At 69.0% G+C, this 25,149-nt stretch carries 24 protein-coding genes; 5 read left to right on the forward strand and 19 right to left on the reverse strand.

Annotated elements, in window-relative coordinates:
- Window positions 1–4: 4 nt before the first annotated feature.
- On the reverse strand, window positions 5–2,089 hold the full coding sequence (locus tag ABVN73_RS07855; protein ID WP_353857526.1) for a protein-disulfide reductase DsbD domain-containing protein: 2,085 nt from the start codon (window positions 2,087–2,089) through the stop codon (window positions 5–7).
- Between the two features lie 157 nt (window positions 2,090–2,246).
- Between ABVN73_RS07855 and ABVN73_RS07860 the strand changes: the two genes are divergently transcribed.
- Window positions 2,247–2,822 carry a YqgE/AlgH family protein gene (locus ABVN73_RS07860; RefSeq protein WP_353857527.1) on the forward strand — a complete coding sequence of 192 codons (576 nt, stop codon included), beginning with the start codon at window positions 2,247–2,249 and terminating at the stop codon, window positions 2,820–2,822.
- A gap of 70 nt (window positions 2,823–2,892) precedes the next feature.
- On the opposite strand, the gene ABVN73_RS07865 is transcribed toward ABVN73_RS07860, so the two are convergent.
- From ABVN73_RS07865 to ABVN73_RS07940, 16 genes are all read right to left on the reverse strand, one after another.
- Window positions 2,893–3,123: a hypothetical protein gene (locus tag ABVN73_RS07865; RefSeq protein ID WP_353857528.1), complete on the reverse strand. Its 231-nt coding sequence runs from the start codon at window positions 3,121–3,123 to the stop codon at window positions 2,893–2,895.
- Window positions 3,124–3,215: 92 nt separating this feature from the next.
- Window positions 3,216–3,806 carry a GNAT family protein gene (locus ABVN73_RS07870; protein ID WP_353857529.1) on the reverse strand — a complete coding sequence of 197 codons (591 nt, stop codon included), beginning with the start codon at window positions 3,804–3,806 and terminating at the stop codon, window positions 3,216–3,218.
- Between the two features lie 27 nt (window positions 3,807–3,833).
- Window positions 3,834–5,090 carry a pitrilysin family protein gene (locus tag ABVN73_RS07875; RefSeq protein ID WP_353857530.1) on the reverse strand — a complete coding sequence of 419 codons (1,257 nt, stop codon included), beginning with the start codon at window positions 5,088–5,090 and terminating at the stop codon, window positions 3,834–3,836.
- The gene (gene thrC / locus ABVN73_RS07880) at window positions 5,087–6,499 is read right to left on the reverse strand and encodes a threonine synthase (protein ID WP_353857531.1); all 1,413 of its coding nucleotides are present in this window, start codon (window positions 6,497–6,499) and stop codon (window positions 5,087–5,089) included. The genes ABVN73_RS07875 and thrC overlap by 4 nt, the downstream gene beginning before the upstream one ends.
- 174 nt (window positions 6,500–6,673) lie before the next feature.
- Window positions 6,674–7,999, reverse strand: a complete 1,326-nt coding sequence (locus ABVN73_RS07885; protein ID WP_353857532.1) for a glycoside hydrolase family 5 protein — start codon at window positions 7,997–7,999, stop codon at window positions 6,674–6,676.
- An 80-nt stretch (window positions 8,000–8,079) separates the two neighbouring features.
- Complete coding sequence (locus tag ABVN73_RS07890) at window positions 8,080–8,301, reverse strand: hypothetical protein (protein ID WP_353857533.1); 222 nt, start codon at window positions 8,299–8,301, stop codon at window positions 8,080–8,082.
- 109 nt (window positions 8,302–8,410) lie between these two features.
- A complete protein-coding gene (locus ABVN73_RS07895) occupies window positions 8,411–9,907 on the reverse strand; it encodes a carboxypeptidase M32 (RefSeq protein ID WP_353857534.1) in 1,497 nt (498 codons plus the stop codon).
- Window positions 9,908–9,919: 12 nt separating this feature from the next.
- The gene (locus tag ABVN73_RS07900; protein WP_353859469.1) at window positions 9,920–10,660 is read right to left on the reverse strand and encodes an SURF1 family protein; all 741 of its coding nucleotides are present in this window, start codon (window positions 10,658–10,660) and stop codon (window positions 9,920–9,922) included.
- Between the two features lie 2 nt (window positions 10,661–10,662).
- A complete protein-coding gene (locus ABVN73_RS07905) occupies window positions 10,663–11,037 on the reverse strand; it encodes a DUF983 domain-containing protein (RefSeq protein ID WP_109469270.1) in 375 nt (124 codons plus the stop codon).
- A gap of 80 nt (window positions 11,038–11,117) precedes the next feature.
- Window positions 11,118–11,996 carry a cytochrome c oxidase subunit 3 gene (locus ABVN73_RS07910; protein ID WP_353857535.1) on the reverse strand — a complete coding sequence of 293 codons (879 nt, stop codon included), beginning with the start codon at window positions 11,994–11,996 and terminating at the stop codon, window positions 11,118–11,120.
- 59 nt (window positions 11,997–12,055) lie between these two features.
- Window positions 12,056–12,679: a cytochrome c oxidase assembly protein gene (locus ABVN73_RS07915; protein ID WP_353857536.1), complete on the reverse strand. Its 624-nt coding sequence runs from the start codon at window positions 12,677–12,679 to the stop codon at window positions 12,056–12,058.
- 67 nt (window positions 12,680–12,746) lie between these two features.
- A complete protein-coding gene (locus ABVN73_RS07920; protein ID WP_256380051.1) occupies window positions 12,747–12,881 on the reverse strand; it encodes a hypothetical protein in 135 nt (44 codons plus the stop codon).
- Complete coding sequence (gene cyoE, locus ABVN73_RS07925; RefSeq protein WP_353857537.1) at window positions 12,878–13,807, reverse strand: heme o synthase; 930 nt, start codon at window positions 13,805–13,807, stop codon at window positions 12,878–12,880. Before cyoE ends, ABVN73_RS07920 begins: the two co-directional genes overlap by 4 nt.
- Window positions 13,808–13,889: 82 nt before the next feature.
- Window positions 13,890–15,503 (reverse strand): cytochrome c oxidase subunit I, encoded by a 1,614-nt coding sequence (gene ctaD, locus ABVN73_RS07930; protein ID WP_353857538.1) that lies wholly within the window; start codon window positions 15,501–15,503, stop codon window positions 13,890–13,892.
- Between the two features lie 66 nt (window positions 15,504–15,569).
- Complete coding sequence (gene coxB / locus ABVN73_RS07935; RefSeq protein ID WP_353857539.1) at window positions 15,570–16,415, reverse strand: cytochrome c oxidase subunit II; 846 nt, start codon at window positions 16,413–16,415, stop codon at window positions 15,570–15,572.
- 483 nt (window positions 16,416–16,898) lie between these two features.
- The gene (locus ABVN73_RS07940; RefSeq protein ID WP_353857540.1) at window positions 16,899–18,260 is read right to left on the reverse strand and encodes a DUF3422 domain-containing protein; all 1,362 of its coding nucleotides are present in this window, start codon (window positions 18,258–18,260) and stop codon (window positions 16,899–16,901) included.
- A 169-nt stretch (window positions 18,261–18,429) separates the two neighbouring features.
- On the opposite strand from ABVN73_RS07940, the gene tldD reads away from it, so the two are divergent.
- The 3 genes from tldD (at window position 18,430) to ABVN73_RS07955 (ending at window position 22,748) form a co-directional block, all read left to right on the forward strand.
- Window positions 18,430–19,863: a metalloprotease TldD gene (gene tldD / locus ABVN73_RS07945; protein WP_353857541.1), complete on the forward strand. Its 1,434-nt coding sequence runs from the start codon at window positions 18,430–18,432 to the stop codon at window positions 19,861–19,863.
- A gap of 163 nt (window positions 19,864–20,026) precedes the next feature.
- The gene (locus ABVN73_RS07950; protein WP_353857542.1) at window positions 20,027–20,551 is read left to right on the forward strand and encodes an amino acid-binding protein; all 525 of its coding nucleotides are present in this window, start codon (window positions 20,027–20,029) and stop codon (window positions 20,549–20,551) included.
- 115 nt (window positions 20,552–20,666) lie between these two features.
- Window positions 20,667–22,748, forward strand: coding sequence for a YjbH domain-containing protein (locus tag ABVN73_RS07955; protein WP_353857543.1), 2,082 nt, complete (start codon window positions 20,667–20,669; stop codon window positions 22,746–22,748).
- Between the two features lie 34 nt (window positions 22,749–22,782).
- Here ABVN73_RS07955 and ABVN73_RS07960 read toward each other — a convergent pair whose 3' ends face one another.
- Complete coding sequence (locus tag ABVN73_RS07960; RefSeq protein WP_353857544.1) at window positions 22,783–23,436, reverse strand: hypothetical protein; 654 nt, start codon at window positions 23,434–23,436, stop codon at window positions 22,783–22,785.
- A 330-nt stretch (window positions 23,437–23,766) separates the two neighbouring features.
- Between ABVN73_RS07960 and ABVN73_RS07965 the strand changes: the two genes are divergently transcribed.
- The gene (locus tag ABVN73_RS07965; protein ID WP_035674837.1) at window positions 23,767–23,931 is read left to right on the forward strand and encodes a DUF1328 domain-containing protein; all 165 of its coding nucleotides are present in this window, start codon (window positions 23,767–23,769) and stop codon (window positions 23,929–23,931) included.
- 230 nt (window positions 23,932–24,161) lie between these two features.
- On the opposite strand, the gene ABVN73_RS07970 is transcribed toward ABVN73_RS07965, so the two are convergent.
- Window positions 24,162–24,797, reverse strand: a complete 636-nt coding sequence (locus ABVN73_RS07970) for a sigma-70 family RNA polymerase sigma factor (RefSeq protein ID WP_353857545.1) — start codon at window positions 24,795–24,797, stop codon at window positions 24,162–24,164.
- Window positions 24,798–25,149: the final 352 nt, after the last annotated feature.

Here is a 25,149-nt window from a genome sequence, read left to right on the forward strand (position 1 = left end):
TGTTTCAGCTTTTGATCTTGCCTGACGCCCGGTCGAGCGCGTCCAGGACGGCGCCTTCGGTCAGCAGTTCCGGAAGCGCGATGCCCTCCGGAGCCCCCGGACCATAGACGATGTTGAAGGGAATGCCATAGCGGCCGTGTCGGGCAAGATAGCGGGCGATGGTCTCGTCCGGGCGGGTCCAGTCGGCGCGCATGGCGGTCACCGCCCCGGCGTCCTCCAGCCGCTGCGCGACGGTGCCGCGGTTCAGCACCAGCTTCTTGTTTGCCTGGCAGGTGATGCACCAGTCGGCGGTGACGTCCACGAAGACGGTGCGCCCGGCGGCCACCTGCTCGCGGATCGCCGCCTCGTCGAAGACGACCCAGCGCGCCGCTGTGTCTTCGGCGACCGGAGCCGCCCCGGCGGAGGGGCCGAAGACGGCGGGAACCGCGAAGGCCACCAGGGCGAGCAGGCCGGCCAGCGCCGCCCCGGCCCAGCGCGCCGTCTCCGCCAGCCGGCGGCCCAGCCACAGCGCGGCGACCAGCCCGCCCATCAGCACGGCGACGGCCAGCGCCGGCACCTCGCCCACCTGGACGACCAGCACCGACAGCAGCCACAGCGCGGTCAGGGCCAGCGCCCCGCCCAGCACCCGGCGCAGCGCCACCATCCAGCGCCCCGGACGCGGCAGCAGGCGCGCGGCGCGCGGGAATGCGGCGATCAGCAGGTAAGGCAGCGCCAGCCCGACGCCCAGCGCGGCGAAGATGGCGAACACCTCCAGCGCCCCACGCGACAGCGCGAAGCCCACCGCCGTCCCCAGGAAGGGCGCGGAGCAGGGCGTGGCGAGCAGCGTGGCGAAGGCACCCGTCGCGAACTGCCCTCCCAGCCCCTGCCCCTCCGGCCCACCCAGCCGGTCGGCCACGGCGCGCGGCAGCGGAAGCTCGAACAGGCCCCACAGGTTGGCGGCGAACAGGGTCACCAGCACGACCATGAAGACGAGGAACAGCGGCTGCTGGAACTGGATGCCCCAGCCCACGGCACCGCCCGCCGCCTTCACCGCGACCAGCGCCCCGGCGAGGATCAGGAAGGAGGTCAGAATGCCCGCCGCCGAGGCCAGGAAGCCGGCGCGCACCGCGGCGGGCGCCCGTCCGCCATGCTGGACGATGGACAGCAGCTTCAGCGACAGCACCGGCAGCACGCAGGGCATCAGGTTGAGGATCAGCCCGCCCAGCAGGGCGACGCCCAGCATGGCCAGCAGCCCCGCCGGAGCCGCCCCGGCGCCCCCGCCCAGTCCCGCCGCGGCGGTGGCCGGAGCCTCCACGGAGCGGTTGCCGTCCACCACGGTCAGCGTCATCGCCCGCCCGGCAAGGTCCAGGCCGGGAGTCGGGTCGGTCGCGTCCATCCGCAGGATCGCGCGCCGGTCGCCGTCGAGGAATTGGCTCTTGGGCGCGGCGAAGGTCACCGGCGGGTCGGTCTCCACGAACACGTCGGGGGCGACCATCGGCTCGCGCGCGGTCACCTCGACCTCCAGCACGGCGCCCTGGCCACGCACCGCCGTGACGGTCAGGCCCGACGCCCGCCCGTCGCCGGGCACCAGGGACTGGGCGCGGGCGATGTCGTTGGCCGACGGCCCGGGCGTCGCCGGTCCCTCGGGGATGGACAGGGACAGCGCCACCATCTCCGGCACGCAGATGGTCGAGCAGACCAGCAGTTCCGCCTTCAGCGCGAGGTCGAGCGGCTTGCCCGGCTCGGCCGGGATGGCGGCGATGGGGAACAGCACCTCCGCGTCGTAGCCCGCCGTCTCGAAGCCCAGGACGGTGAAGCGGTGCGGGGCCGGGTAGATCAGGTCCGCCGCCTTGAGGTTCCGGGATTCCGACCAGTCCAGGCGCGGCGCGAATCCGGCGTCGCCGGGGGTGCGCCAGTAGGTCTTCCAGCCCGGCTCCAGCCGGACCTCCAGCCCGAGGGGGATTTTGGCGAGATCGCCCACCCCCTGCACCGACGCGACGAGCCGCGCCTCCACCGGGCCGGACGTGACCCAGGCGGCGGTCTCCGCCCTCCCCGGTCCGGGTGCGGCCAAGGCCAGGATGGCGAGCAGGAACGGAACAAACCTTTTCATCGCACCGACTGTTCTCATATCAAGACGCAGCGGGCCGCCCATCGGCCTCGGCTGTATATGGATGACAAAGCTTGGCCCGTGCTGTCACACTCGGGCGAAGACGGCTGCGGGCGGCCGCCCAACGGTCCGCCCGTCCCCCGACACAAGGATAGCGCCCATGCCGCACCTGACCAAGTCCTCGGACTATCTGACCGGCCAGTTGCTGATCGCCATGCCGGGCATGACGGACCCGCGTTTTCAGCGGACCGTGATCTATATGTGCGCCCACAACGAAGACGGCGCCATGGGCCTCGTCGTCAATCGCCTGTTCGGGTCGGTCACCTTCGAGGATTTGCTGGAACAGCTCGAGATCGAGATCCAGGACCCGATCGCCAACATGCCCGTCCATTATGGCGGCCCTGTGGAGTCGGGGCGTGGATTCGTCCTGCATTCGACCGATTACGTGCGGGATGGCACGCTGGTGGTGGACGACGAGGTGGCGCTGACCGCGACCATCGACATCCTGCGCGCGATTTCGGAGAACCGCGGGCCGCGCCGCAACATCCTGCTGCTCGGATATGCCGGCTGGGGGCCGGGTCAGTTGGACGCGGAAATCCAGGCGAACGGCTGGCTGAACGTGCCCTGCGACGAATCGCTGCTGTTCGATCCCGAGTTGGACACCAAGTGGGAACGTTCCATCGCCAAGCTCGGCGTCAGCCTCTCCATGCTCTCGGCGGAGGCCGGGCACGCCTGACGGCGTCCGCTCCCGGTCACGGGCACGACCCGCCGCAGTGCACGCGGCGGGGCCTCTCATCAAACGTCGTTCACGGACCCTTGCTGGCGATCGCCAGGGCGAGGCCGCGTGCCTGCATCAGCTCGCTGCACCGCTCGACCAGCCTGTTGCCGGCGTAAACCGCCCAGCCGCTCTGGAAGCCCGACGCCTCGTAACGCAGGTCGACGCGGCGCCCGTCCAGCTCGACGGTGTAGGTCAGGGAATTTTCTTTCGTCCAGGTGGGGTTCGACGACATATCCGCCTCGCGCGATGGGAAGGACATGCCGTCAGCCTGCGCCCGCTCCCTTAACCGCGGGTTAAGCCGGCGGGAACAAAGCCTTGGGAATTGGGGTCCGGACACCCCGATCGGAGAGGTTAGCCCCGCCATTCCTCGCGCAGGATGGCGTAGAGGACATGGTCCCGCCACACCCCGTCGATGCGCAGGTAACCGCGCGCGTAGCCTTCGTGGGTGAAGCCGACCTTCTCCAGAAGGCCGCGGCTGGGCGCGTTGGTCGGCAGACAGGCCGCCTCGACCCGGTGCAGGCCCAACTGCCCGAAGGCGAAATCCAGCACCAGCCGGGTGGCGCCGGACATGTAGCCGTTGCGCGCGTAGGGCTGCCCCACCCAGTAGCCGAGCGTCGCCATCTGGGCCACGCCGCGCCGCAGGTTGGTCAGCCCCAGCCCGCCGACCAGCCGATCGGTCGCCCGGTCGTAGACGAGGAAGCTGTAGCCCTGGTCGTCGCGCCATTCCTGGGCCTGCCGCCGCAGCCGGCGCCCGAAGGCGGCGCGGGAGAGGGCGTCCGCCGGCCATGTCGGCTCCCAGGGGGTCAGAAAGGCGCGGGAGTCCGCCCGCAGGTCGGCCCATTCCCGCCAGTCCCGCGGCAGCGGCGGGCGGATGTAGCAGATCGGCCCGTCGAGCCGGACCGCCGGCGGGCTGATGAGACCGCCGCCGAGCAGGCGGATCATGCTGCCCCTCCCACCCTGGCGCGTCCCTTACCGGAACCGCGCGGCGATGCGGTCATACTCCTCAAGCCGTCCGATCGGACCGAGCGCGGCCACGGTGGGGCGGCTTTCCCGCAGGCGGCGGGCGACGCGGACGATGGACTCGCGGTCGACCGCACCGATCTTCTCGACGATCTCCTCCACCGGCACCGGACGCCCGTAGACCAGAAGCTGCTGGCCGAGCTGCTCGCAGCGCGACATGGAGCTTTCCAGCGCCATCAGCGTCCCGGCGCGGAGCTGGGCGGCGGCGCGGGCCACCTCCTCCTCGGTCACGTCCTCGGTCACCCGCATCAACTCGTCGCAGACGACGGGGACCAGCTCCGCCACCTCCTCCTCGCCGGTGCCGGCGTAGACGCCGAACAGCCCGCCGTCGCGGTAGGCGCCGGAGAAGGTGTAGATGGAATAGACCAGCCCGCGCTTCTCGCGCACCTCCTGGAAGAGGCGGGAGGACATGCCGCCGCCGAGCAGCGTGGACATCACCGAATGGGCGTAATAGTCCGGGTCATGCACCCCCACCCCGTCGAAGCCAAGGACGAGGTGCATCTGCTCCAGGTCCCGAGCCTCGCGGAAGTCGCCGCCGGCGTAGCGCGCGTCCTCGGACTCCGGCGCCGGGCGGGAGGACAGACCGTCGAAGGCCGACAGGGCCATGTCGACCAGCCGGTCGTGCTCCAGCCGCCCGGCGGCGGCCAGGACGATCCCCGGCGCGCCGTAATGGCCGTCGATGTAGTCGACCAGCGCCGGCCGCGACAGGGCGCCGACGATCTCCGCCGAGCCCAGCACGGGGCGGCCCAGCGCCTGCCCCGGATAGGCGGTGGACTGGAAATGGTCGAAGATGATGTCGTCGGGGGTGTCGGCGGACTGGCCGATCTCCTGAAGCACCACCGTGCGCTCGCGCACCAGCTCCTCGCTGTCGAGGACGGAGTTCTGGAGCATGTCGGCGATGAGGTCGAGCGCCAGCGCTGTGTCCTCGTGCAGGACCTTGGCGTAATAGGCCGTCTGCTCGCGCGTCGTGTAGGCGTTGAGCTGGCCGCCGACATTCTCGATCTCCTCGGAGATGCGGAAGGCGGAGCGCCGCTCGGTGCCCTTGAACAGCATGTGCTCGACGAGATGCGCCACGCCGTTGACGCTCGCGGACTCGTTGCGCGTGCCGACCCCGACCCAGCAGCCGAGCGAGACCGACTGCACGCCGGGCATCGTGTCGGTGGCGACGCGCAGCCCGTTCGGCAGCGTGGTCACGCGGATGCTCATGCGGCCTCCTTGGCGGCGCGGGCGCGGGCGACGACGAACTCCTGAACCGCCGCCACGTCGTTGGGCAGCTCCGACAGCCGCTCCTCCCGCTCGTAGAGGTCGGCGAGGCGCGGCGGCAGGACCGGGCGCCGGCCCGTGGCCTTCTCCACCGCGTCGGGGAACTTGGCGGGGTGCGCGGTCGCCATCACGACCACCGGCACCGACGGATCGACCGGCGCCACCATGGCGGAATGGATGCCGACGGCGGTGTGCGGATCGACCTGATAGCCGCCGGTCTTTTTCCAGACGCCCTTGATGATGTCCATGGTCAGCGCATCATCCGCGCGATTGGCCGTGAAGATGCCGTGCGCCTCGGCAAGCTGCTCGTCGGTAACGGCGAATTTGCCCTCCGCGCGGAAGCGCTCCATGGCGGCCTGCACGGCGCCGCCGTCGCGGCCCAGCAGGTCGAACAGCAGCCGCTCGAAGTTGGAGGAGATCTGGATGTCCATGCTGGGACTCAATGTGGGCACGACCGGAGCCGCCGACATGGTGCCGCTGGCAAAAAAGCGGGCCAGGATGTCGTTGGTGTTGGAGCCCACGACCAGCCGCTCCACCGGCAGCCCCATCGCCCGCGCGCCATAAGCGGCGTAGACGTTGCCGAAATTGCCGGTGGGCACGGTGAAGGCCACCTTGCGGTCTGGCGCGCCCAGCGCCACCGCGGCGGCGAAATAATAGACGATCTGGGCCATGATGCGCGCCCAGTTGATCGAGTTCACCGCCGACAGGCCCATCCGGTCGCGGAAGGCCATGTCGTTGAACAGCGCCTTCACCAGATCCTGGCAGTCGTCGAAGGTGCCGTGCAGCGCGATGTTGTGCACGTTGTCCGACAGGACGCTGGTCATCTGGCGGCGCTGCACCTCCGATGTGCGGCCCTTCGGGTGCAGGATGAAGATGTCCACGTTCTGGCGGTCGCGGCACGCCTCGATGGCGGCGGAGCCGGTGTCGCCCGAGGTGGCGCCGACGATGGTCACCCGCTCGCCGCGCTTGGCCAGCACATGGTCGAACAGGCGGCCGAGCAGTTGCAGCGCCACGTCCTTGAAGGCCAGGGTCGGGCCGTGGAACAGCTCCATCACCCAGATGCGCTGGTCGAGCTGCACCAGCGGGACCACCGCGGCGTGGTCGAAGCTGGCGTAGGCGTCCTTCACGATGGCGCGGAAATCGTCCTCGGCGATGGCGCCGCCCAGGAAGGGCAGCATGACGCGCACGGCGATCTCGCTGTAGGGAAGGCCGCGCATCGCGCGGATCTCGTCGGCCGAGAACTGCGGCCAGCTTTCCGGGACATAGAGGCCGCCGTCACGCGCGAGACCGGCCAGAAGGACTTCCTCGAAACCCAGGACCGGGGCCTGGCCCCGCGTGCTGACGTACTTCAACGCACACTCTCCGACGCCTGAAGGTGGCCGACGCTGTGGCGGGCCGGCGACTCTTGTGGAACGGGCATAGTTAGCGCCCTCCCACACGCCGTGCAAGCGGCGGGTTCCGGGTGCGTTGCATTCCACCGTCCCTCTCCCGCTCCGGGAGAGGGACGGTGGAATGCTGTCCTCCGATCAGGCGCCGGTGTGGACGTCCAGCGGGTCGTGGTGCAGCGCCGACGGATCGTGCGCGGCATCGACCGACGGAAGCTCCACCGTCTGGGCGGCGAGCGCGGCGTTCACCGAGGCGGCGGTGCTGTGGTCCGCCGCCTGCGGCTGGGCCACCGTGTGGGACAGGACGTTGATGTCGCCCTCACCCAGCGCCTGGGCCTTCGCCGGAGCCCAGGCAGCCTTGGCCGGGCTGCCGCCGTCGAACAGGCCTTCCTTGATGGCGTTGTACTTGGTCTGGTCGACCGTCTGCCAATCGTCCTTCAGGATGCCGCCGGTGTCGCCCGAGTTCGGGTTCCACGACCAGTAGGTCCAGCTCGCCCCTTCCTTGCCGGCGCCAAGGTCGTTGGTGCCGTTGCCGTCCAGGTCGCCGTTCATGTAGTCGATCAGCTTGGCCATGTAGGCCTTGTCCTGATCGGTCTCCAGCTTGCCGCCGAACTCGCCGACCAGCACCGGGGCCTTGTCCTCCTTGAGCAGCCAGCCCCAGTTGTCGGTGTACTGGCCCGGCAGGTTGTTCGGATAGTCGCTGGCCTTGAACCACTCCATCTCATGGATGGACGGGCCATAGGAGTGGACCGAGTAGACCAGCTTGCCCGGATTGTCGAACTCGATCGGGCGGTCCTTGGCGCCGCGCAGGTTGCCGCCCCACCACTCCCACTGGTTCTCGTGGATTTCCACGCCCTCGACCAGCAGCAGCCAATCCTTGTTGACCGACTGGATTTCGTTGCCGATGCGCTCCGCGGCCCAGGCCCAGTCGGTGGCCTTGTCGCCGCCGCCCCAGGTCGCCTGACCGTGCGGCTCGTTGTGCAGGTCGGCGCCGATGACCGTGTCGTTGCCCTTGTAGCGCTCGGCCAGCATCTTCCAGTTTTCGATCATCTTCGACTCCGGGTACTTCTCGTCGTACCACAGGCCGTTCTCGTTGGCCGACGCACCGTCGCTGGAGCGGTGGTGGTCGAGGATGACCTTCATGCCGATGCGCCCGGCGTAGTCGATCACCTTGTCCATGACCTCAAGCGGGGACTTGTTCGCGAGGTCGGGATTCTTGGAGGTGTCGATGCCCGTCGCCCGGTCGGCGTCCAGAGCCGCGTCGCTCCACGGCAGGCGGATGGTGTTGAAGCCCAGCTCCTTCATCTGCTCCATCATCCCCCAGTACCCGCGCATGTCCATGCCGTTGGGGTTGAAGACGAAGCCCTCGCCGCCGAACCAGTTGACGCCCGTCAGCTTGACGTTCTGACCCGACGAATCGACGATCTGGTTGCCGTCCGTGTGCAGGAAGCCCTTGGCGATGCCCATTGTGCTCAGCCCTCGTTGCCATTCGCGTTGGACCGGAGGCTGGCGGTTTATGGTTAATGAAATATTGCCAGGAATGTCGCTTAATTCCGGCAATCCAAGGCATATGTGACCATGTCCGGAAGAGCGGATTTTGAAAACATTTGAGACAAGAAAGACACGTCGAGTGCTTGCGCTGTTTTGAGGCTGTTTTTCGGATTGATCGCTTGATGGCGCGAAGAGGCGCACAGGAACGAAGGAGGGTTACGGGCTAGCCTTTTGCGTTCGGCGGATTCTGCGGTTCCTTCGGCGCGGATGTCACGCATCAGCGAAACCTTTGCCCCCTCCCCGGCCCTCCCCCGCTTCGCGGGAGAGGGAGAAGAGTTCCCTCCCCTGCGGAGCGGGGGAGAGTTAAGAAGGGGGCAAAGGCTCCGCTCAGGCGCCCAGATACCGGCTTTCCAGATGCCGCCGGAACACCGTCGCATCCAGAGGGCGCCCGGTGGCGGCGGTGAGCAACGCGTCGCCGGACTCGTACAGGCACCCCTTGCCGTGCACGTTCACAGCAAGCCACGCCACCAGCGGCCCGAGGTCGCCGCGCGCCAGCGCCGGACGGATTCCCGGATCGGCCTTCGCCGCGGCCTCGAACAGCTGAGCGGCGGTCATGGCGCCCAGCGTGTAGCTGGGGAAATAGCCCCAGGCGCCGGACGGCCAGTGGATGTCCTGAAGGCAGCCCAGCCGGTCGTTCGGCGGCACCACCCCGATCAGATCCCTCATGCCGTCGTTCCAGGCCCCCGGCAGGTCCGCCAGGGCGAGGTCCCCGGCGATCAGCGCCTTCTCCAGCCGGTAGCGCAGGATGATGTGCGCCGGGTAGGTCACCTCGTCGGCGTCCACCCGGATGAAGCCGCGCTCCACGCGGCTGTAGAGGCGGCGCAGGTTGTCGGGCTCCCAGGCGGGGCCGGAACCGCCGAACGCCTCCCGCGCGATGGGGGCCAGCCAGCACAGGAACTCCGGGGAGCGGCAGGCCTGCATCTCGACGATCAGCGACTGGCTTTCATGGACGGCCATGCCGCGGGCCAGCCCGACCGGCTGGCTCAGCCAGTCGCGCGGGCGGCCCTGCTCGTAGAGGGCGTGCCCCGTCTCGTGCATCACCCCCATCAAGGCCTTGGTGAAGTCGTCCTCGTCGTAGCGGGTGGTGATGCGCACGTCGCCGGTGGCGCCGCCGCAGAAGGGGTGCAGCGACACGTCCAGCCGCCCGCGGGTGAAGTCGAAGCCCGCCGCGCGCATCAACCGTTCGCCCAGCGCCTTCTGGTTGGCGACCGCGAACGGCCCCACGGGCCGCAGCGGCGCCGGCTCGGCGGCCTGCCGGTCGAGAACGCGCCCGATCAGGTCGGGCAGGAAGCAGGCAAGACCGGCGAACAGGGCGTCGATCCGCTCCGACCGGGCGCCGGGGTCGTGCTCGTCCAGCATGGCGTCGTAGGGCGACAAACCCATGGCCGCCGCCTTGGCCTCGCCGCACTCGCGCACGCGCCGCAGCACCTCCGACAGGCTGGGCAGCAGCATGGCGAAGTCGCTCTCCGCCCGCGCGGTGCGCCACGTCATCTCGCAGGCCGAGATCGCCTTGCTGGTCGCCTCGATCAGATCACCGGGCACGGCGGTGGCGTGACGGTGGGTGCGCCGCATCTCCCGCAGGTTGGCCGCCTGCCAGTCGTCCAGCCCGCCCGCCGCCTCGGCCTCTGCCAGCCAGTCGGCCACGCGGGGGTCGGTTTGCAGCTCGTGGGCCAGCACGGTCAGTGTAGCGGTCTGCTCGGCCCGCCCGTCGCTGGAGCCGTCGGGCATCATGGTCTGGCTGTCCCAGCTCAGGATGCCCAAAGCGTCGCCGATGGCGGCGATGCGGGCGAAACGGCGTTCCAGGTCCCGATAAGCAGCGGTCATGAAGCGCAACTCCTAGGATGCCGGACCGGTCCTCCGGCGTTGGGACAGCACATAGACGACGACCAGCGTCGCGGCGAGGCTATACCAGGTGAACGCGTATTGCCTATGGTTGTTGGGCAGTTCGACCAAAGGCTGAATCCCGTTCAGCGGCGCGTTGCCGCGCGCCGGGTCGGGAGTCATCTCGACCGCCAGCGGGGCGACCATGCCCAGCCCTGCGGACGCCGCCATCGCCGGAGGGTCCAGCCGCATCCAGGACTCCGCCCCCGGCCGGTTGCCCGGCTGGAGCCAGCCCGCGGGCTGCGGCAGGCGGACCAGACCGGTGACGGTCACCGGCCCTTCCACCCGGCTCTCCGGACGGCTGGCGGCGTCGCGCCTGTCCATGGGCAGGAAGCCGCGGTTGACCAGCACCACGCCGCCGCCGTCCTCCGCCGGGCGCTGCAGCGGGGTCAGCAGCTCATAGCCCGCCTGCCCCTGCCGGGGGCGGGCCACCAGCAGCAGTTCCTTGTCGTTCAGGAAGCGCCCGGCGACCGTCACCGGACGGAACTCCAGAGCCTCCGGATCGGTGATTGCGGCGGGAAGCGGGATGGGGGCGGCGTGCAGCCGCTGCTCCACCCGATGGACCAGATCCTCCTTCCACGCCAGCCGCTGCATCTGCCACGTGCCCAGCCCCAGCATGACCAGCACGGCGGGCACGGTGATCAGCGTCGCCCACAGCGAGGGGCGGAAGCGGCGGGGTTCGGCGGCGGCGGTCATGGTCACTCGTCCGGGTCCTCAAGCTCGTTGCGGCGGTGGCGGTACTGCAGCGCCACCACATAGGCCTTGGCCGGGCGCAGCATGCCGAGCGCCAGCCCGAGCACGACGATGCTCCAAACGATGGCGTGCAGCCACAGCGGCCAGTCCACCGTCATCGACACCCACAGCGCCACCGGCACGACCAGGAAGCCCAGGATGAAGATCAGGAAAACCGCCGGCCCGTCGCCGCTGTCCTGCCGGGCGAGGTTCAGGTTGCACACCGAACAGCGCTCATTGACCGTCAGATAGCCGTCGAACAGCTTGCCCCGCCCGCAGCGCGGGCAGGCGCAGCGCAGGCCGGCGGTCAGCGGCGATGGGCTGGTGTAATACGTACTCAAATGACCCGCCTCCTTCCAGGAATGGCAAGCCCCTCTCCCCCGGTGGAGGAGAAGGGCTTCGCAAGGCGACAGGGATGGGGTCAGTGGCCGCTGGCGGCGCCCAGCGACCCCCACCAGTAGATCGACACGAACAGGAACAGCCAGACCACGTCCACGAAGTGCCAGTACCAGGCTGCCGCCTCGAAGCCGAAATGGCTCTGCGGGGTGAAGTGGCCCTTCATGGTGCGGAACCAGCAGACCGCCAGGAAGATGGTCCCGATGATGACGTGGAAGCCGTGGAAGCCGGTCGCCATGTAGAAGGTCGACGGATAGATGCCCTGCTTGAAGCCGAAGGCGGCGTGGGCGTATTCCCAGCCCTGGAAGAAGGTGAACATCACCCCCAGCAGGACGGTCAGGCCCAGCGCGCGCGCCGCCTCCTTGTTGCGGCCCTCAAGGATGGCGTGGTGCGCCCAGGTGACGGTGACGCCCGACAGCAGCAGGATCAGCGTCATCATCAGCGGCAGGTGGAAGGTCTCCAGCACCGTGATGTTCGGCGGCGGCCAGACGCCCTGCGGGTTCTCGGCGAACACCTTGGGGTAGAGCGCCGCGTCGTAGAAGGCCCAGAAGAAGGCGGCGAAGAACATCACCTCCGAGGCGATGAACAGCGCCATGCCGTAGCGCAGGCCGATCTTGACCACCGGGGTGTGCGCCTTCTCGCGCACCGCCTCCTTGATGACGTCGCGCCACCAGCCGAACATCACGCCCAGGATGGACACGAAGCCGAGGGCCGCCAGCAGCCAGCCCCCGCCGTGCATGTAGATGACCATGCCCGTCGCGAACAGACCGGCGGCGAAGGCACCCAGAAGAGGCCAGGGGCTCGGCTTCACCAGATGGTAGGGATGCGGGATGCCGGCAGCCTCGCCCGCGCCGTGCGCGGAGGCTGGGGGATGCGGCATTTGCGCGTGCGTGATGTCGGCCATCGTCTCTTTCCAACCCCGGTTTGTTTCGCCCGATTTCTTCGTTCAGACTGTCTCTTTTTTCAGTTCGCCGCGGTCCCGGTGCCTTTCGCACCCGCGGCCTGCGTCGCGTGCTGCGCCAGCACCTGGGTCTCGTCCTTGGCGCGGAAGAAGGTGTAGGACAGGGTGATGGTGGTCACGTCCTCCATCGCCGGATCGTCGGCCAAGGCCGGATCGACGAAGAAGGCCACCGGCATGTCCACCGACTGACCGGGCTCCAGCACCTGCTCGGTGAAGCAGAAGCACTCGATCTTGTTGAAGTACTTGCCGACCTTGTCCGGCGTGACGTTGTAGAGCGCGGTGCCCACGGTGGCCCGGTCGGTGCGGTTGGCGGCCTGATAGGCGGCCAGCCCCATCTCGCCCAGCTTCACCGTCAGCTCCTTCTGCTCCGGCTTGAAGCGCCAGGGCAGCGACTGGTTCACGTCGGCGTTGAAGCGGACCTTGATGACGCGGTCGACCTGCCGCGCGGGGGCGGCGTCGGCCCGCTGGGTGGTGCCGCCGAAGCCGGTCACCTGACAGAACAGCGCGTAGAGCGGCACCGAGGCGTAGGCCAACCCGACCATTCCGAAGACGAGGCCGAAAAGCCCCGCCATGAACAGGCGGTTCTTCCGCCGGAGCCCCTTGTCGCCGTCTGGCCGGTCGTTCATGGCGCCGCTTCCTCCCCTGCCGTTTGTCCGATGTGCCACCCGCTTCGCCGCTCTCCGGCCGCGGTGGTCAGTGGCCTCCCATCCGCACCAGCGTGATGACGTAGAACATCACCACCAGCCCGATCAGAGCGGCCAGGACCGCGTAGTTGCGCCCGCGCAGCCGCTTGCGGCGTTCCTCGTGGGATTCATCCATGATCGTCATGCCCCGCCTCCGGTCGTCAGGAATCCGCTCACCAGATGCTCGCCCATCAGCAGGGCGAACAGCAGGAACAGGTAGAGGATCGAGAAGCCGAACATCTGCTTGGCCGGCTTGTCGTCGGTGGCGCGCAGCACGCGGACCGCGCACAGCACGAAGAAGGCGCCCAGCAGGCTCGACCCGATCAGATAGGCAAGGCCGCCGGTGCCCAGGAAGTACGGCGCCACGGCGACCGGCAGCAGGACCAGCGTGTAGGCCAGCATCTGCCGCTTGGTGGCCTCCGGACCGGCGACCACCGGCATCATCGGCACCCCGGCGCGCGTGTAGTCGCCGTTGCGGAACAGCGCCAGCGCCCAGAAATGCGGCGGCGTCCACAGGAAGATCAGCAGGAACAGCAGGATGGAGGGCAGTTCCACGCCACCCGTCACCGCCGCCCAGCCGATCATCGGCGGGAAGGCGCCGGCGGCCCCACCGATCACGATGTTCTGCGGCGTCCGCCGCTTCAGCCACATGGTGTAGATGAAGACGTAGAAGCCGATGGTCATCGCCAGCAGCGCCGACGCCGCCCAGTTGACCGCCAGCCCCATCACCACGACCGACGCCGCGGCCAGGATCACCCCGAAGGCCAGCGCGTTCTCCGGCTCCACCCGCCCCGACGGGATCGGGCGGCGGATGGTGCGCGACATCACCGCGTCGATGTCGCGGTCGTACCACATGTTGATGGCGCCGGACGCTCCGGCCCCGACCGCGATGCACAGCACCGCCACCGCCGCCAGGACGGGGTGGATGTGGCCGGGCGCCAGCACGATGCCGGCCAGCCCGGTGAACACCACGAGCGACATCACCCGCGGCTTCAGCAACTCGATGTAGTCACCCGGCGTCGATCCGGAGACCGGACCTGTCGAGACCCGTTCAATGCTCAGGTCCGTCATACTTCACTGTCCTCTGGCTTTTCAGCTCTCTGGCCGGAGGGAGCTTCCCGGCTCCCCCGGCGTCATGGTCACGAACGAACGTTCACTTCACCTGCGGCAGCGTCTCGAAGGCGTGGAACGGCGGGGGCGAACTCACGGTCCACTCCAGCGTGCCGGCCTGCGGCCCCCAATAGGCGGCATCGACCTTCTCGCCGCTGCGCAGGGTCTTGTACGCGATCCACACGAAGAGAAGCGTGGACGCAAAGGAGAGATAGGCGCCGAACGAGGAGATCATGTTCCAGCCGGCGTAGGCGTCCGGATAGTCCGGGATGCGGCGCGGCATGCCGGCCAGACCCAGGAAATGCTGCGGGAAGAAGACCAGGTTCACGCCGATGAAGGTCGTCCAGAAGTGAACCTTGCCCCAGAACTCCGGATACTGGCGCCCCGACATCTTGCCGATCCAGTAGTACCAGCCGGCGAAGATCGAGAAGACCGCGCCCAGCGACAGCACGTAGTGGAAGTGCGCGACCACGTAGTAGGTGTCGTGCAGGACGATGTCCATGCCGCCGTTGGCCAGCACCACGCCGGTCACGCCGCCGACCGTGAACAGGAAGATGAAGCCGAGCGCCCAGAGCATCGGCACCCGGAACTCGATCGACCCGCCCCACATGGTGGCGATCCAGGAGAAGATCTTCACGCCCGTCGGCACCGCGATGATCATCGTGGCGGCGGTGAAGTAGGCCTTGGTGTCGACGTCCAGGCCGACCGTGTACATGTGGTGCGCCCACACCACGAAGCCGACCACGCCGATGGCGACCATCGCGTAGGCCATGCCCAGGTAGCCGAAGACCGGCTTGTGCGAGAAGGTCGAGACGATGTGGCTGATGATGCCGAAGGCCGGCAGGATCATGATGTAGACTTCGGGGTGGCCGAAGAACCAGAACAGGTGCTGGAACAGGATCGGGTCGCCGCCGCCCTCCGGGTTGAAGAAGCTGGTGCCGAAGTTGCGGTCGGTCAGCAGCATGGTGATGGCGCCGCCCAGCACCGGCACGGCCAGCAGCAGCAGGAAGGCCGTCACCAGCATCGCCCAGACGAACAGCGGCATCTTGTGCAGCGTCATGCCCGGCGCGCGCATGTTGAAGATGGTGGTGATGAAGTTCACTGCACCCAGGATCGACGAGGCGCCGGCGAGGTGGAGGGCGAAGATCGCCATGTCCACCGACGGCCCGTTGTGGCCCAGCGGCGAGGACAGCGGCGGGTAGATCGTCCAGCCGGTGCCGGCACCCTGCCCCACGAAGGCCGAGCCCAGCAGCAGCAGGAAGGCCGGCACGATCAGCCAGAAGCTGATGTTGTTCAGCCGCGGGAAGGCCATGTCGGGCGCGCCGATCATCAGCGGCACGAACCAGTTGCCGAAGCCGCCGATCAGCGCCGGCATCACCACGAAGAACACCATGATCAGGCCGTGCGCGGTGATCAGCACGTTCCAGACCTGCCCGTCGCTGACGAACTGCAGCCCCGGCGACTGGAGTTCCAGACGCATGATGACCGAGAACAACCCGCCGATCAGCCCGGCGATCACCGAGAAGATCAGGTAGAGCGTCCCGATGTCCTTGTGGTTCGTGGAGAAGAACCAACGCTCGACGAAGCCCGGCATGTGGTGGTCATGGTCATGCCCGTGGCCGTGTCCCTGCGCTTCCCCCGGATTGGCGTTTGCCATGTCTCTAACCCTCGCGTCGGCGGAATGATTTTTCTTTGAGGTGCCGCTGCATCCAAAGCGTGAGGCTTACTGGACGGCCCCGGCGGACGGCATCTGGGCCACGTCGCGCTTGGTGTCGGGGGTCCCGTAAGCGGTCTTGGCCTTCTCGACCCACTGGTTGAAGGCCTCCTTCGAGACGGCCTCGACCGCGATCGGCATGAAGGCGTGGTTGACGCCGCAGATCTCGGAACACTGGCCGTAATAGACGCCCTCCTTCTCGATCCGCACCCAGGTCTCGTTGGCGCGGCCCGGCACGGCGTCCTTCTTCACGCCGAAGCTCGGCACCGCCCAGGAATGGATGACGTCGCCCGCGGTGACCAGCACGCGCACGGTCGTGCCGACCGGCAGGATCACGCGGTTGTCGACCTCCAGCAGGCGCTTCTGGCCGGGCTTCAGCTCCGACTCCTGGATCATGTAGCTGGAGAAGGCGATGTTGCCGTGGTCGGGATACTCATAGTCCCAGTACCACTGCCGCCCGGTGACCTTGATGGTCATCTCCGCCTCCGGCACCCGCTCCGCCTGGTAGAGCAGCTTGAAGGACGGAACCGCGATGACGATCAGGATGATGACCGGGATGACCGTCCAGGCGATCTCCAGCACCGTGTGGTGCGAGGTGGTGGACGGCACGGCGTTCTTCTTGGCGTTGAAGCGCAGCGCCACCCAGGCCAGCAGGCCCGCCACGAAGACGACGATGGCGACGATGATCACCGTCAGCAGGTCGTGGAAGGAATCCATGGCATGCTTGACCGGGGTGGCCGCCTCCTGAAGCCCCAATTGCCAGGGGTGGGGTTCGGCGGCGGAACCGGTCGCGGCAAATCCACACAAAGATGTCAGCGCCGCCAGAACGGCAGCGTTCAGGGTCTGCGTCTTCATCCCCACCCTCTTCGTTGCCCGCCGCCCACGGTCGCGGACGGCGGTCGTCCCTTCCCGCCGGACCCGCCTTCGCCCCTGTTTCCCTGGTGCGTTCCGTCTCTGTCAGACGGTTGCGCAGCCGGGCGTTGCGGCGGTGCCGGTCTATGCAGGGAGCGTGCCGTTTGAGGGCGACACGGTCCCCGCAGCGCGAGCTTAACCCTCCACTGCGCTTGGGTACAAGTCAGGTGTCCCTACACGAAGGACATAGGCGCAATGCCGGTTTCAAACCCACATCAGAACAGAAGTTGAGCTTCCGTCTCGGCTTCGCACTGCGACAAGCTGTCGCAGTTTGATGGTATAGCGAATTGTCTCGGAAAATCAAGTTTTTAGGCTTGCACGTCCCTGGCGCGGGACGCAAGCGACCTTCCGCGGACGGCGGCGTCCGGCCGCCGTTCGCGCTGCGGTACCCCACCACCGTGTTAGAACGGAAAAGCCCCGGCGCCGTCAGTGTTCGCCGGTGATGACCTTGCGGATTCGGCGCACGCCGGACCAGACGAAGGCGATGACGATGGGAATCATCAGCCCGACGAGCAGGTCGGGATCGACCTTCATCCCGAGTCCCTTCAGCCCCTTCGCGGCGTAGCCGACGATGCCGACGAGGTAGTAGCTGATCGCCACCACCGACAGCCCCTCCACCGTCTCCTGCAGGCGGAGCTGCAGCTGCGCCCGCTTGTCCATGGAGAGCAGAAGCTCGGCGTTCTGCCCCTCCACGGCGATCTCCACGCGGGTGCGCAGCAGGTCGCTGGCGCGGGCCACGCGCTGGGACAGGGCCTGCAGGCGCGATTCCACCGCCTCGCAGGTGCGGATCGCCGGGGCGAGGCGGCGGTCCATGAACTCTCCCACGGTGGGCAGCCCCTCGATGCGGATCTCGCGCAGTTCGACGATGCGCTTTTCCACGAGGTTGTAGTAGGCCCGCGCCGCGCCGAAGCGGTAGGCGGTCTCCGCCGCGATCTGCTCGGTCTGGGCGGCCAGCAGGGTCAGCCGGTCGAGCAGTTCCCGCTCGTCGTCCAGCCCGCGCAGGGTGGCGATGCGGGTGGTCAGGTCGGCCAGATCGGCCTCGATCGGTCCGATGCGCGGCAGCACGCCGCGCGCAACCGGCAGGGCCAGCAGCGCCATCACCCGGTAGGTCTCGATCTCCAGCAGGCGCTGCACGACGCGCCCCGCCTGGTTGGGCGTCATCGCGTGGTCGGCGATCAGGATGCGCGAGAAGCCGTCGCCGTGGATGCGGAAGTCGGTCCAGGCCGTCGCCGCCCGCCCGGAAATGCGCGTGCCGATGTAGCTCGGCGAGCCGAACATCGCCGCCAGCATATTGGACGAGGGCTCCGGCGATTCGGCGTCGAGCACGGCGACGTGGACGCCGACCATCAGCTCGCCCGGCAATTCGGCCAGCCATTCCTTGGGCACCGCGTTCAGCGCCGGCTCCAGGAAGGGATCGACCAGCACGCCGGCGCGGGCCGCGGCGCCGGGGCGGAAGACGGTCCAGGTGGAGAATTCGGTGTGCCGCTCCCACTTCAGGCGGAAGCTGCCGAAGGAGCCGCTGTAATGGGTGGCCCCGGCGGGCGGGCGCGGCACGCCGGCCCAGTCGCACAGCCTCTCCAGATGCAGCCGGTCGGCCTCCGACGCGCCCTCCCCCGACAGCATCGCCAGCATGGTCGCGCGCACCGGGGTCGACAGAACCTCCGGCGGGCGGGTGTGCACCTCGTTGGTCAGGGTCACGCGCAGGGCGTGGTTCTTCAGGGGGTGGGCCAGGGAGCGTCCGGCATCCCCGTTGCCGGTGCGGCCCATCGCCAGCGCGTCGTCGGTCATCGCGGCCATTCCCCTTCCAAGCCCCTTATGCCCACGGACGACGAGCCTTGCCGGATCGGCCGCCCGTCGCCACACTATAAGTGTGATCTTAGACCACATCGCGGGTGCGGGTGCGAGAGCGCCGGTGCCGCATTGGCGTCCTACGATAGACCGATACCCTGGAGTCCCCATGAGCGCGCTTGCCGTCACCGACGATCTGTTCTTCAACCGCGCCGGCCTGGACCGTTCCCGTGTCGAGGGCGTGGTGGCCGACGCGCTGCGGGGGGCGGACGACGGCGAACTCTATCTCGAATACTCGCAAAGCGAATCGCTGGGTTGGGACGACGGCAAGCTGAAGGCGGCCAGCTTCGACACCACCCAGGGCTTCGGCCTGCGCGCCATCGCCGACGAGGCGACCGGCTTCGCCCACGCCTCCAGCCTGTCCGAGGACGCCATCCGCCGCGCCGCCGCGACGGTGCGCGCCGTCCAGGCCGGGCACGCCGGCACCTTCGCCGAGCCGCCCGCCGGCACCAACCGCGCGCTCTACATCCCCGACAACCCCCTGCCCCTGGTTCCCTTCGAGGCGAAGGTGAAGCTGCTGGCGGAGATCGACGCCTACGCCCGCGCCAAGGACCCGCGGGTGCGGCAGGTCTCCTGCTCGATCAGCGGCGAGTGGCAGGCGGTGCAGATCATCCGCGCCGACGGCGTGCGCGTCGCCGACCTGCGCCCGCTGGTCCGGCTGAACGTCTCCGTCGTGGTGGCCGAGGGCGACCGCATGGAGTCCGGCGGCCACGGCGGCGGCGGGCGCGTCACCTATGAGCATTACATGCAGCCGGAGACGTGGCGGGCCTTCGTGGACGAGGCGTTGCGCTCGGCGCTCGTCAACCTGTCCTCCGTCCCCGCCCCGGCCGGCGAGATGACCGTCGTGCTCGGCAACGGCTGGCCGGGCATCCTGCTGCACGAGGCCATCGGCCACGGGCTGGAGGGCGACTTCAACCGCAAGAAGACCTCGGCCTTCGCCGGGCTGATGGGCCAGCGCATCGCCGCGCCGGGCGTGACCATCGTGGACGACGGCACCATCGAGAACAGCCGCGGCTCGATCACCGTCGACGACGAGGGCACCCCCGGCCAGTGCACGACGCTGATCGAGGACGGCATCCTGGTCGGCTACATGCAGGACCGCATGAACGCCCGGCTGATGGGGATGCGCCCGACCGGCAACGGGCGGCGCCAGAGCTTCGCCTGCCATCCCATGCCGCGCATGACCAACACCGTGATGCGCCCCGGCGCCTACGAGCCGGAGGAGATCATCAAGTCGGTCAAGAAGGGTCTCTACGCCAAGAACTTCGGCGGCGGGCAGGTGGACATCACCAGCGGCAAGTTCGTCTTCTCGGCCAACGAGGCCTATCTGATCGAGGACGGCAAGCTCGGCCCGGCGGTGAAGGGCGCGACGCTGATCGGCAACGGCCCGGACAGCCTGACCCGCGTGTCGATGATCGGCAACGACACGAAGCTGGACCCCGGAGTCGGCACCTGCGGCAAGGACGGCCAGGGCGTCCCGGTGGGCGTCGGCCAGCCGACCCTGCGCCTGGACGGCCTGACGGTGGGCGGCACGGCGGCCTGATGCTTCCCCTCTCCCCCCTGGGGAGAAGGTCAGGATGAGGGGGGCGCCGAAGGCGCGCCACGGCCGACTCATCCGGCGTTTTTCTTCGCCCTGCTGGGCGCATCGCCCCCTCACCCAATCCTCTCCCCAGGGGGAAGGGGGCTCAGCATCGGAGGTTCCGCCCGTGTCGTCCCTCGCGCTGGTTTCGACCTTCTGCCCCGACCGCGTCGGTCTTGTCTCCGCGGTCACCGGCCATCTGTTCGGGCTGGGGGCCAACCTGCGCGACGCGACCTTCGCGGTGATGGGGTCCGGGGCGGAGTTCTCGGCGGTCTGCGAACTGCCGGACGGCGTCCCCGTCGAGGAGGTGCAGGAGGGGCTGGCCAGCCTTCCCGAACTGGCCGGCGCGCAGATCAAGGTCACGCCCTTCGCCTTCGACCCCAACCCCGGCCCGCTCGCCCGCATCACCCACCGCGTCGAGGTGTCGGGCGGCGACCAGCCGGGCCTGATCGCCCGTCTGTCGGAGATCTTCACCCAGTTCGAGGCGAACATCGTGCGGCTCGACGCCCAGACCCTGCCGGAGCGGGAGGGCGGGCGCTACGCCATCCGCTTCGCCGTCTCGATCCCGCCGGAGCGCGCCGGAACCTGCCTGTCCGCGGTCGCCAACACCGCGGAGACGATGGGCCTGACCTGCGTCGCTGATCCGCTGTAACGCTTCTCGTGCATCAGCCCGCTTGCCCCTCCCCTGCGGAGAGGGATAAGGGTTGCATTCATACGCATGAAAATGCCATGGATCGGGAATCTGTCCCGATCATTTCCACCATGGCGTGAATCGCGTTCTCCTTGCCCTAGCGCTGTCCTTCGCCGCCCTGCCCGCTCGGGCGGAGGGGCTTGAGGCGACCCTGTCCGACTGGGGAACCGCCGGGCTGCTTCAGACACCGACGGCGCGCGGCCTGCCGGACGGCACCGTCACCGCCGGATTGACCGCTCTCGGTGGCCTGCACCGTCACGTCTTCGCCGGGGCCCAGCTTCTTCCCGGCCTGGAGGTCACGCTGCGCAACAGCACCTACCCGAGCTGGCACGGCCTCAGCGAACCGGGAGTGGACGCCAAGCTGCGCCTGTTGCGCGAAGGACCGTGGTGGCCGGCGCTGGCCGTCGGTGGGCGGGACATCACCAGCAGCGGGCTCGACCTGCCGGGCAAGGGCCGTTTCGCGGGAGAGTATCTGGTCGCCTCGCGCCGCTGGTGGACCGTCGATCTCAGCCTGGGCATCGGCTGGGGCGGCCTCGGCGACCGCGGCCATGTCCGCAACCCGCTGCGCGTCCTCGGCGGCCGCTTCAAGCGCGACCGCAATCCCGCCGACGCCTCCTCGCGGGGGCCGGAGGCGTGGTTCACCGGGGAGCGCGCGGCCTTGTTCGGCGGGCTCGAATGGCACACGCCGCTGGACGGTCTGAGCGTCAAGCTGGAATACAGCGCCGACCGCTTCCGCGCCCAGAAGCAGGAGGATTTGAACTTCCGCCCCGGGTCACCGCTGAACGCCGGCCTGGCGTATCGTCCGTGGCGCTGGCTGGAGGTCGGGGCCGGCGTCGAGCAGGGATCGCGGGCCATGCTGCGTCTCGCCGCCCGCTTCGATCCGCGGGAGGACGCGGACAGCGGCCCGCCACCGCCCACGCCACCGCCCACGGTCGGCGTCCGCCCCGCCGCGCCGGACGCCGCCCTGCCCGCCGCGGACATCGCGGCCCTGGCCCGGCTTCACCGGTTGCCCGCCCGCTCCGCGCGGATCGATGGGGATCGCGCCGCCCTCTGGCTGGACCCGGCGGGCGCCGGCACCGCCCCGCTGGCACGGGAGGTCGGGCGCGCCGCCCGCCTGCTGGCCGATGGCGCTCCGCCCGAGGTCGAGTGGCTGACCGTCGCCACCGGCAGCGCCGGGTTGGAGGGCACCGCCGTCACCCTGTCGCGCCGCGCCGTGGAGCAGGCCGCCGCCAAGCGCGGCAGCCCGGAGGAGATCTGGCGAAGCGCTCGCACGGAGCGCTCCGCCGGTCCCCCGCCGGACTGGACGACCCGGCTCGCCCCGACCGTCACCCCGACCGTGGAGGCCAGTCTGTTCGAGCAGAGCGCGCCCTTGGTGCAGCGGACCTACGCCGACGCCGTGCTGACGGCCGAACCGCTGCGCGGGCTGGTGCTCGGCGGCGGGCTGCGGTTGAACGTCAGCCACAACCTCCATCTCCTCGACACCAACGCCCTTCCGGCGGCGGAGCCGGTGCGCAGCGACCTGCCGCGCTACGCCGACCGCCTCGCCGCGGTCGAGCGGCTGTACGCGGCGTGGCTGGCCGCGCCCTCCGAACGCTGGAGCACGCGCCTGTCGGTCGGCCATATGGAGGAAATGTTCGGCGGCGTTGGAGCCGAGGCGCTGTACCGCCCCCTGACGGCGCGCTGGGCGCTCGGCCTCGACCTCAACCGCGTCTGGAAGCGCCCGCCCGACGACGCGCTGCGCCTCGCCCCGGAGAGCGGGCGAAACACCGGTCACGCCAGCCTCTACTGGGAGGCGCCGGGAGCCGCCACCACGGGGGTGCTGCGGCTGGGCCGCTATCTCGGCGGGGATTGGGGCGGCACGCTCGAACTGATGCGCGCCTTCGACGGGGGGGTGCGCCTGTCCGCCCAGGTCACCTGGACCGAGGGGCCGGAAGGCGCGCAGAGCCGCTACGGCGGCAGGCTGGAACAGGGAATAGCGCTGACGGTGCCCTTCAGCCCCGGCGGCTCCTGGCCGCCGGACGGACGGCTGGCGACCGCGGTGCGCACCCTCGGACGCGACGCGGGGCAACGGCTGCACCAGCCATTGCCCCTCTATGACGCGTCGGTGTCGGCGGGCTACGGCCGCCTCACCGGATCATGGCCGCGGCTGATGGACTGAGCCGCGGCAAACCGAGATCCGTATAGTCCGGACATCAGCGGATTTCGGAGATCGTCCCGGTCTTGGCATCGAGAAGCACGGTGCTCCAGGTGCCGTTGGCCGACTGGGCCTCCGCCACATAGTTCTCGCCCTGCTTGCGGAAGTCGCGGACCGAGGTGAAGCCGGCGGCGCTGAAATAGTTCAGCAGCGAGGTCTGCATCAGCTCCTTGCGGTTCTGGCCGCGCTCGGCGCGCTGGGCGGTGTTCGGGTCGACGTTCATGATGACCTGGCGGTTGCCCTGCATGGCGTTGGGCATGGTGCCGGTGGCCGAGCCGGTGGTCCCCATGGCGCCGCTGTTGGGCATGCTGTTGTTCATGGTGCCCGTCGAACCGTAGGTGCCGGGCGCGCCATAGGTGCCGGTGCTGCCGTAGGTGCCCGCGGTGCCGGCGCCGACGGTGGATTCGGCGCTGCCGCTGGTCACGCGGTCGGGCATACGGCCGTCCGGCATCCGGTTCCGGGTCTGATCGCTCCACGGCTCGGCCCGCTCGTTGGGCAGGCTCTCCACCTGCGGGCTGGTGGTCGGCAGGCCCGACGGGCTGGAGCGCTCGTAAGGCACCTGCGGCGCGTTGTTCTGATAGGTCTGGGCCATCGCGGCGGGGGCGGCGGCCAGGGTCGCGGCGAGAACGGCGAGGGACAGTTTGGCGTTCATGGCATCCTCTTCTCTCGATACGGCGTCTCGCACCGGCGGGGCGGTGCTGCGCCTTTTCGCCCGCCCGGCCGGAACCAAGCAGGCTGGCGACCCCGACAACAGCGTTCATCGGCCGTTGTTGCGGTCAAGCCAGCGTTATCGGAGCGCCCCTCCCCCTTCTGGAACCGACCCTACCCAAAAAAAGCTCTTTACGGCGGCGGGGTCCGGGAACCTTTCCGAGTGGCGGCGTGTTCTGCACAATACTGACACGCTCTTCACAGAGTACGACGTTCAACAGACTGCGCGCCGGACGAGCCGTAACGCGCTTCGGACCGAGCGAGGGAGGTTAGGATGCTCTATTGGGCACTTGTTTTCTTCGTGATCGCGCTGATCGCCGGCGCACTCGGCTTCGGCGGGATTGCCTCGGCCTCTTCGGGCATTGCGCAAATCCTGTTCTTCCTTTTCCTGATCCTGTTCGCGGCGAGTTTGATTCTGGGCCTGGTCAGGCGCCGCTAGACCCAGCACCCGCCCGGAACCGTCCGGGCGGGCGTCTTCCGCAGCGCGCCCTTGCCTGGCCATTCACGTCTCGAAGGGCCAGGCTCGCGAGTACCCCGAAAGCCTCTCGATGTTAGCCTCGCACCTGACCGGCAACGCCCCACCCGGAGCGTTGCCGGTTTCTCTGTGCGGTCGAGAGAAACGCGGTCGATAGAGATGGCGCGGGAACGGGCCCGGATGAGCCGGGGGGCTCAGTCCTCGTCGGTCGGGCTGTGCCCTTCCATGAGCTGGCGCAAGGCACGCCGTCCACGCGACAGGCGCGACTTCACGGTGCCGATGGAGATGCCGAGGATGTCGGCGGCCTCGCCATAGGAGATGCCTTCCAGCCCGATCAGCAGGACCACCTCCCGCTGCTCGGTCGGCAGCAGGCCGAGCGCGCGCTTCAGATCGCGCAGTTCCAGCCGGACGAACTGCCCGCCATGGGCGGCGCCGATCGCCGCCTGCCCCTCCCCGTCGATGTCGACGACGGCCTGCCGGCGGCGGATGCCGTTGATGTGCAGGTTGCGCAGGATGGTGAAGAGCCAGGCGCGCAGGTTGCTGCCGGGCCGCCAGAGATGCAGGCGCGACAGGGCGCGCTCCAGACATTCCTGGACGAGGTCGTCGGCCAGCGTGGCGTCCCGCACCATGGCGCGGGCGAAACGGCGCAGGCGGGGAATCTCCGCCTCGATTTGGGCGATGATCGCCGGGTCGGGGGGCGCCAGCGGTGCCGGCGCCGCGTCCGCCGACTCTTCCGCCGCCTCTTCGACGGCCGGATCGTCGGTTTCGATGCCATCTTCGGCTTCGACCGCAACGTTCAACTCGTCCTCGTCCGCACGGCGGCTTCCCATCACCGGCTTGAGGGCGACGGGGTCAAGCGGCGCGGGGCTGCTTGCCGGACGGCGCAAGGAACTCGCGACGTGGTTCGCCATCGGTGGAACGCTGCCTCCCTGTGTACCGAAAGATGTCCCGATCATTCCGGGCGCGTGTGGAAACGCCCGAACCATCGCTCCGGCCCCCGCCTTGCGCCGAATGCGCGCGGGGCATAACCGGATTCTCCAACGACAATCGTCGGTCCATCAGTACGTAATGGCGCACCACAGGGGCTGCCAGTTGGGAAAAAGGCTAAGCCCCTTAACAATTTGGCGAGATTACCCCTAAATGCCAAGGATTGCCCGATTGCTCCCGTAGCGTTCGATCGGA

The sequence above is a fragment of the Azospirillum formosense genome, from assembly GCF_040500525.1.
GTDB lineage: Bacteria > Pseudomonadota > Alphaproteobacteria > Azospirillales > Azospirillaceae > Azospirillum > Azospirillum formosense_A.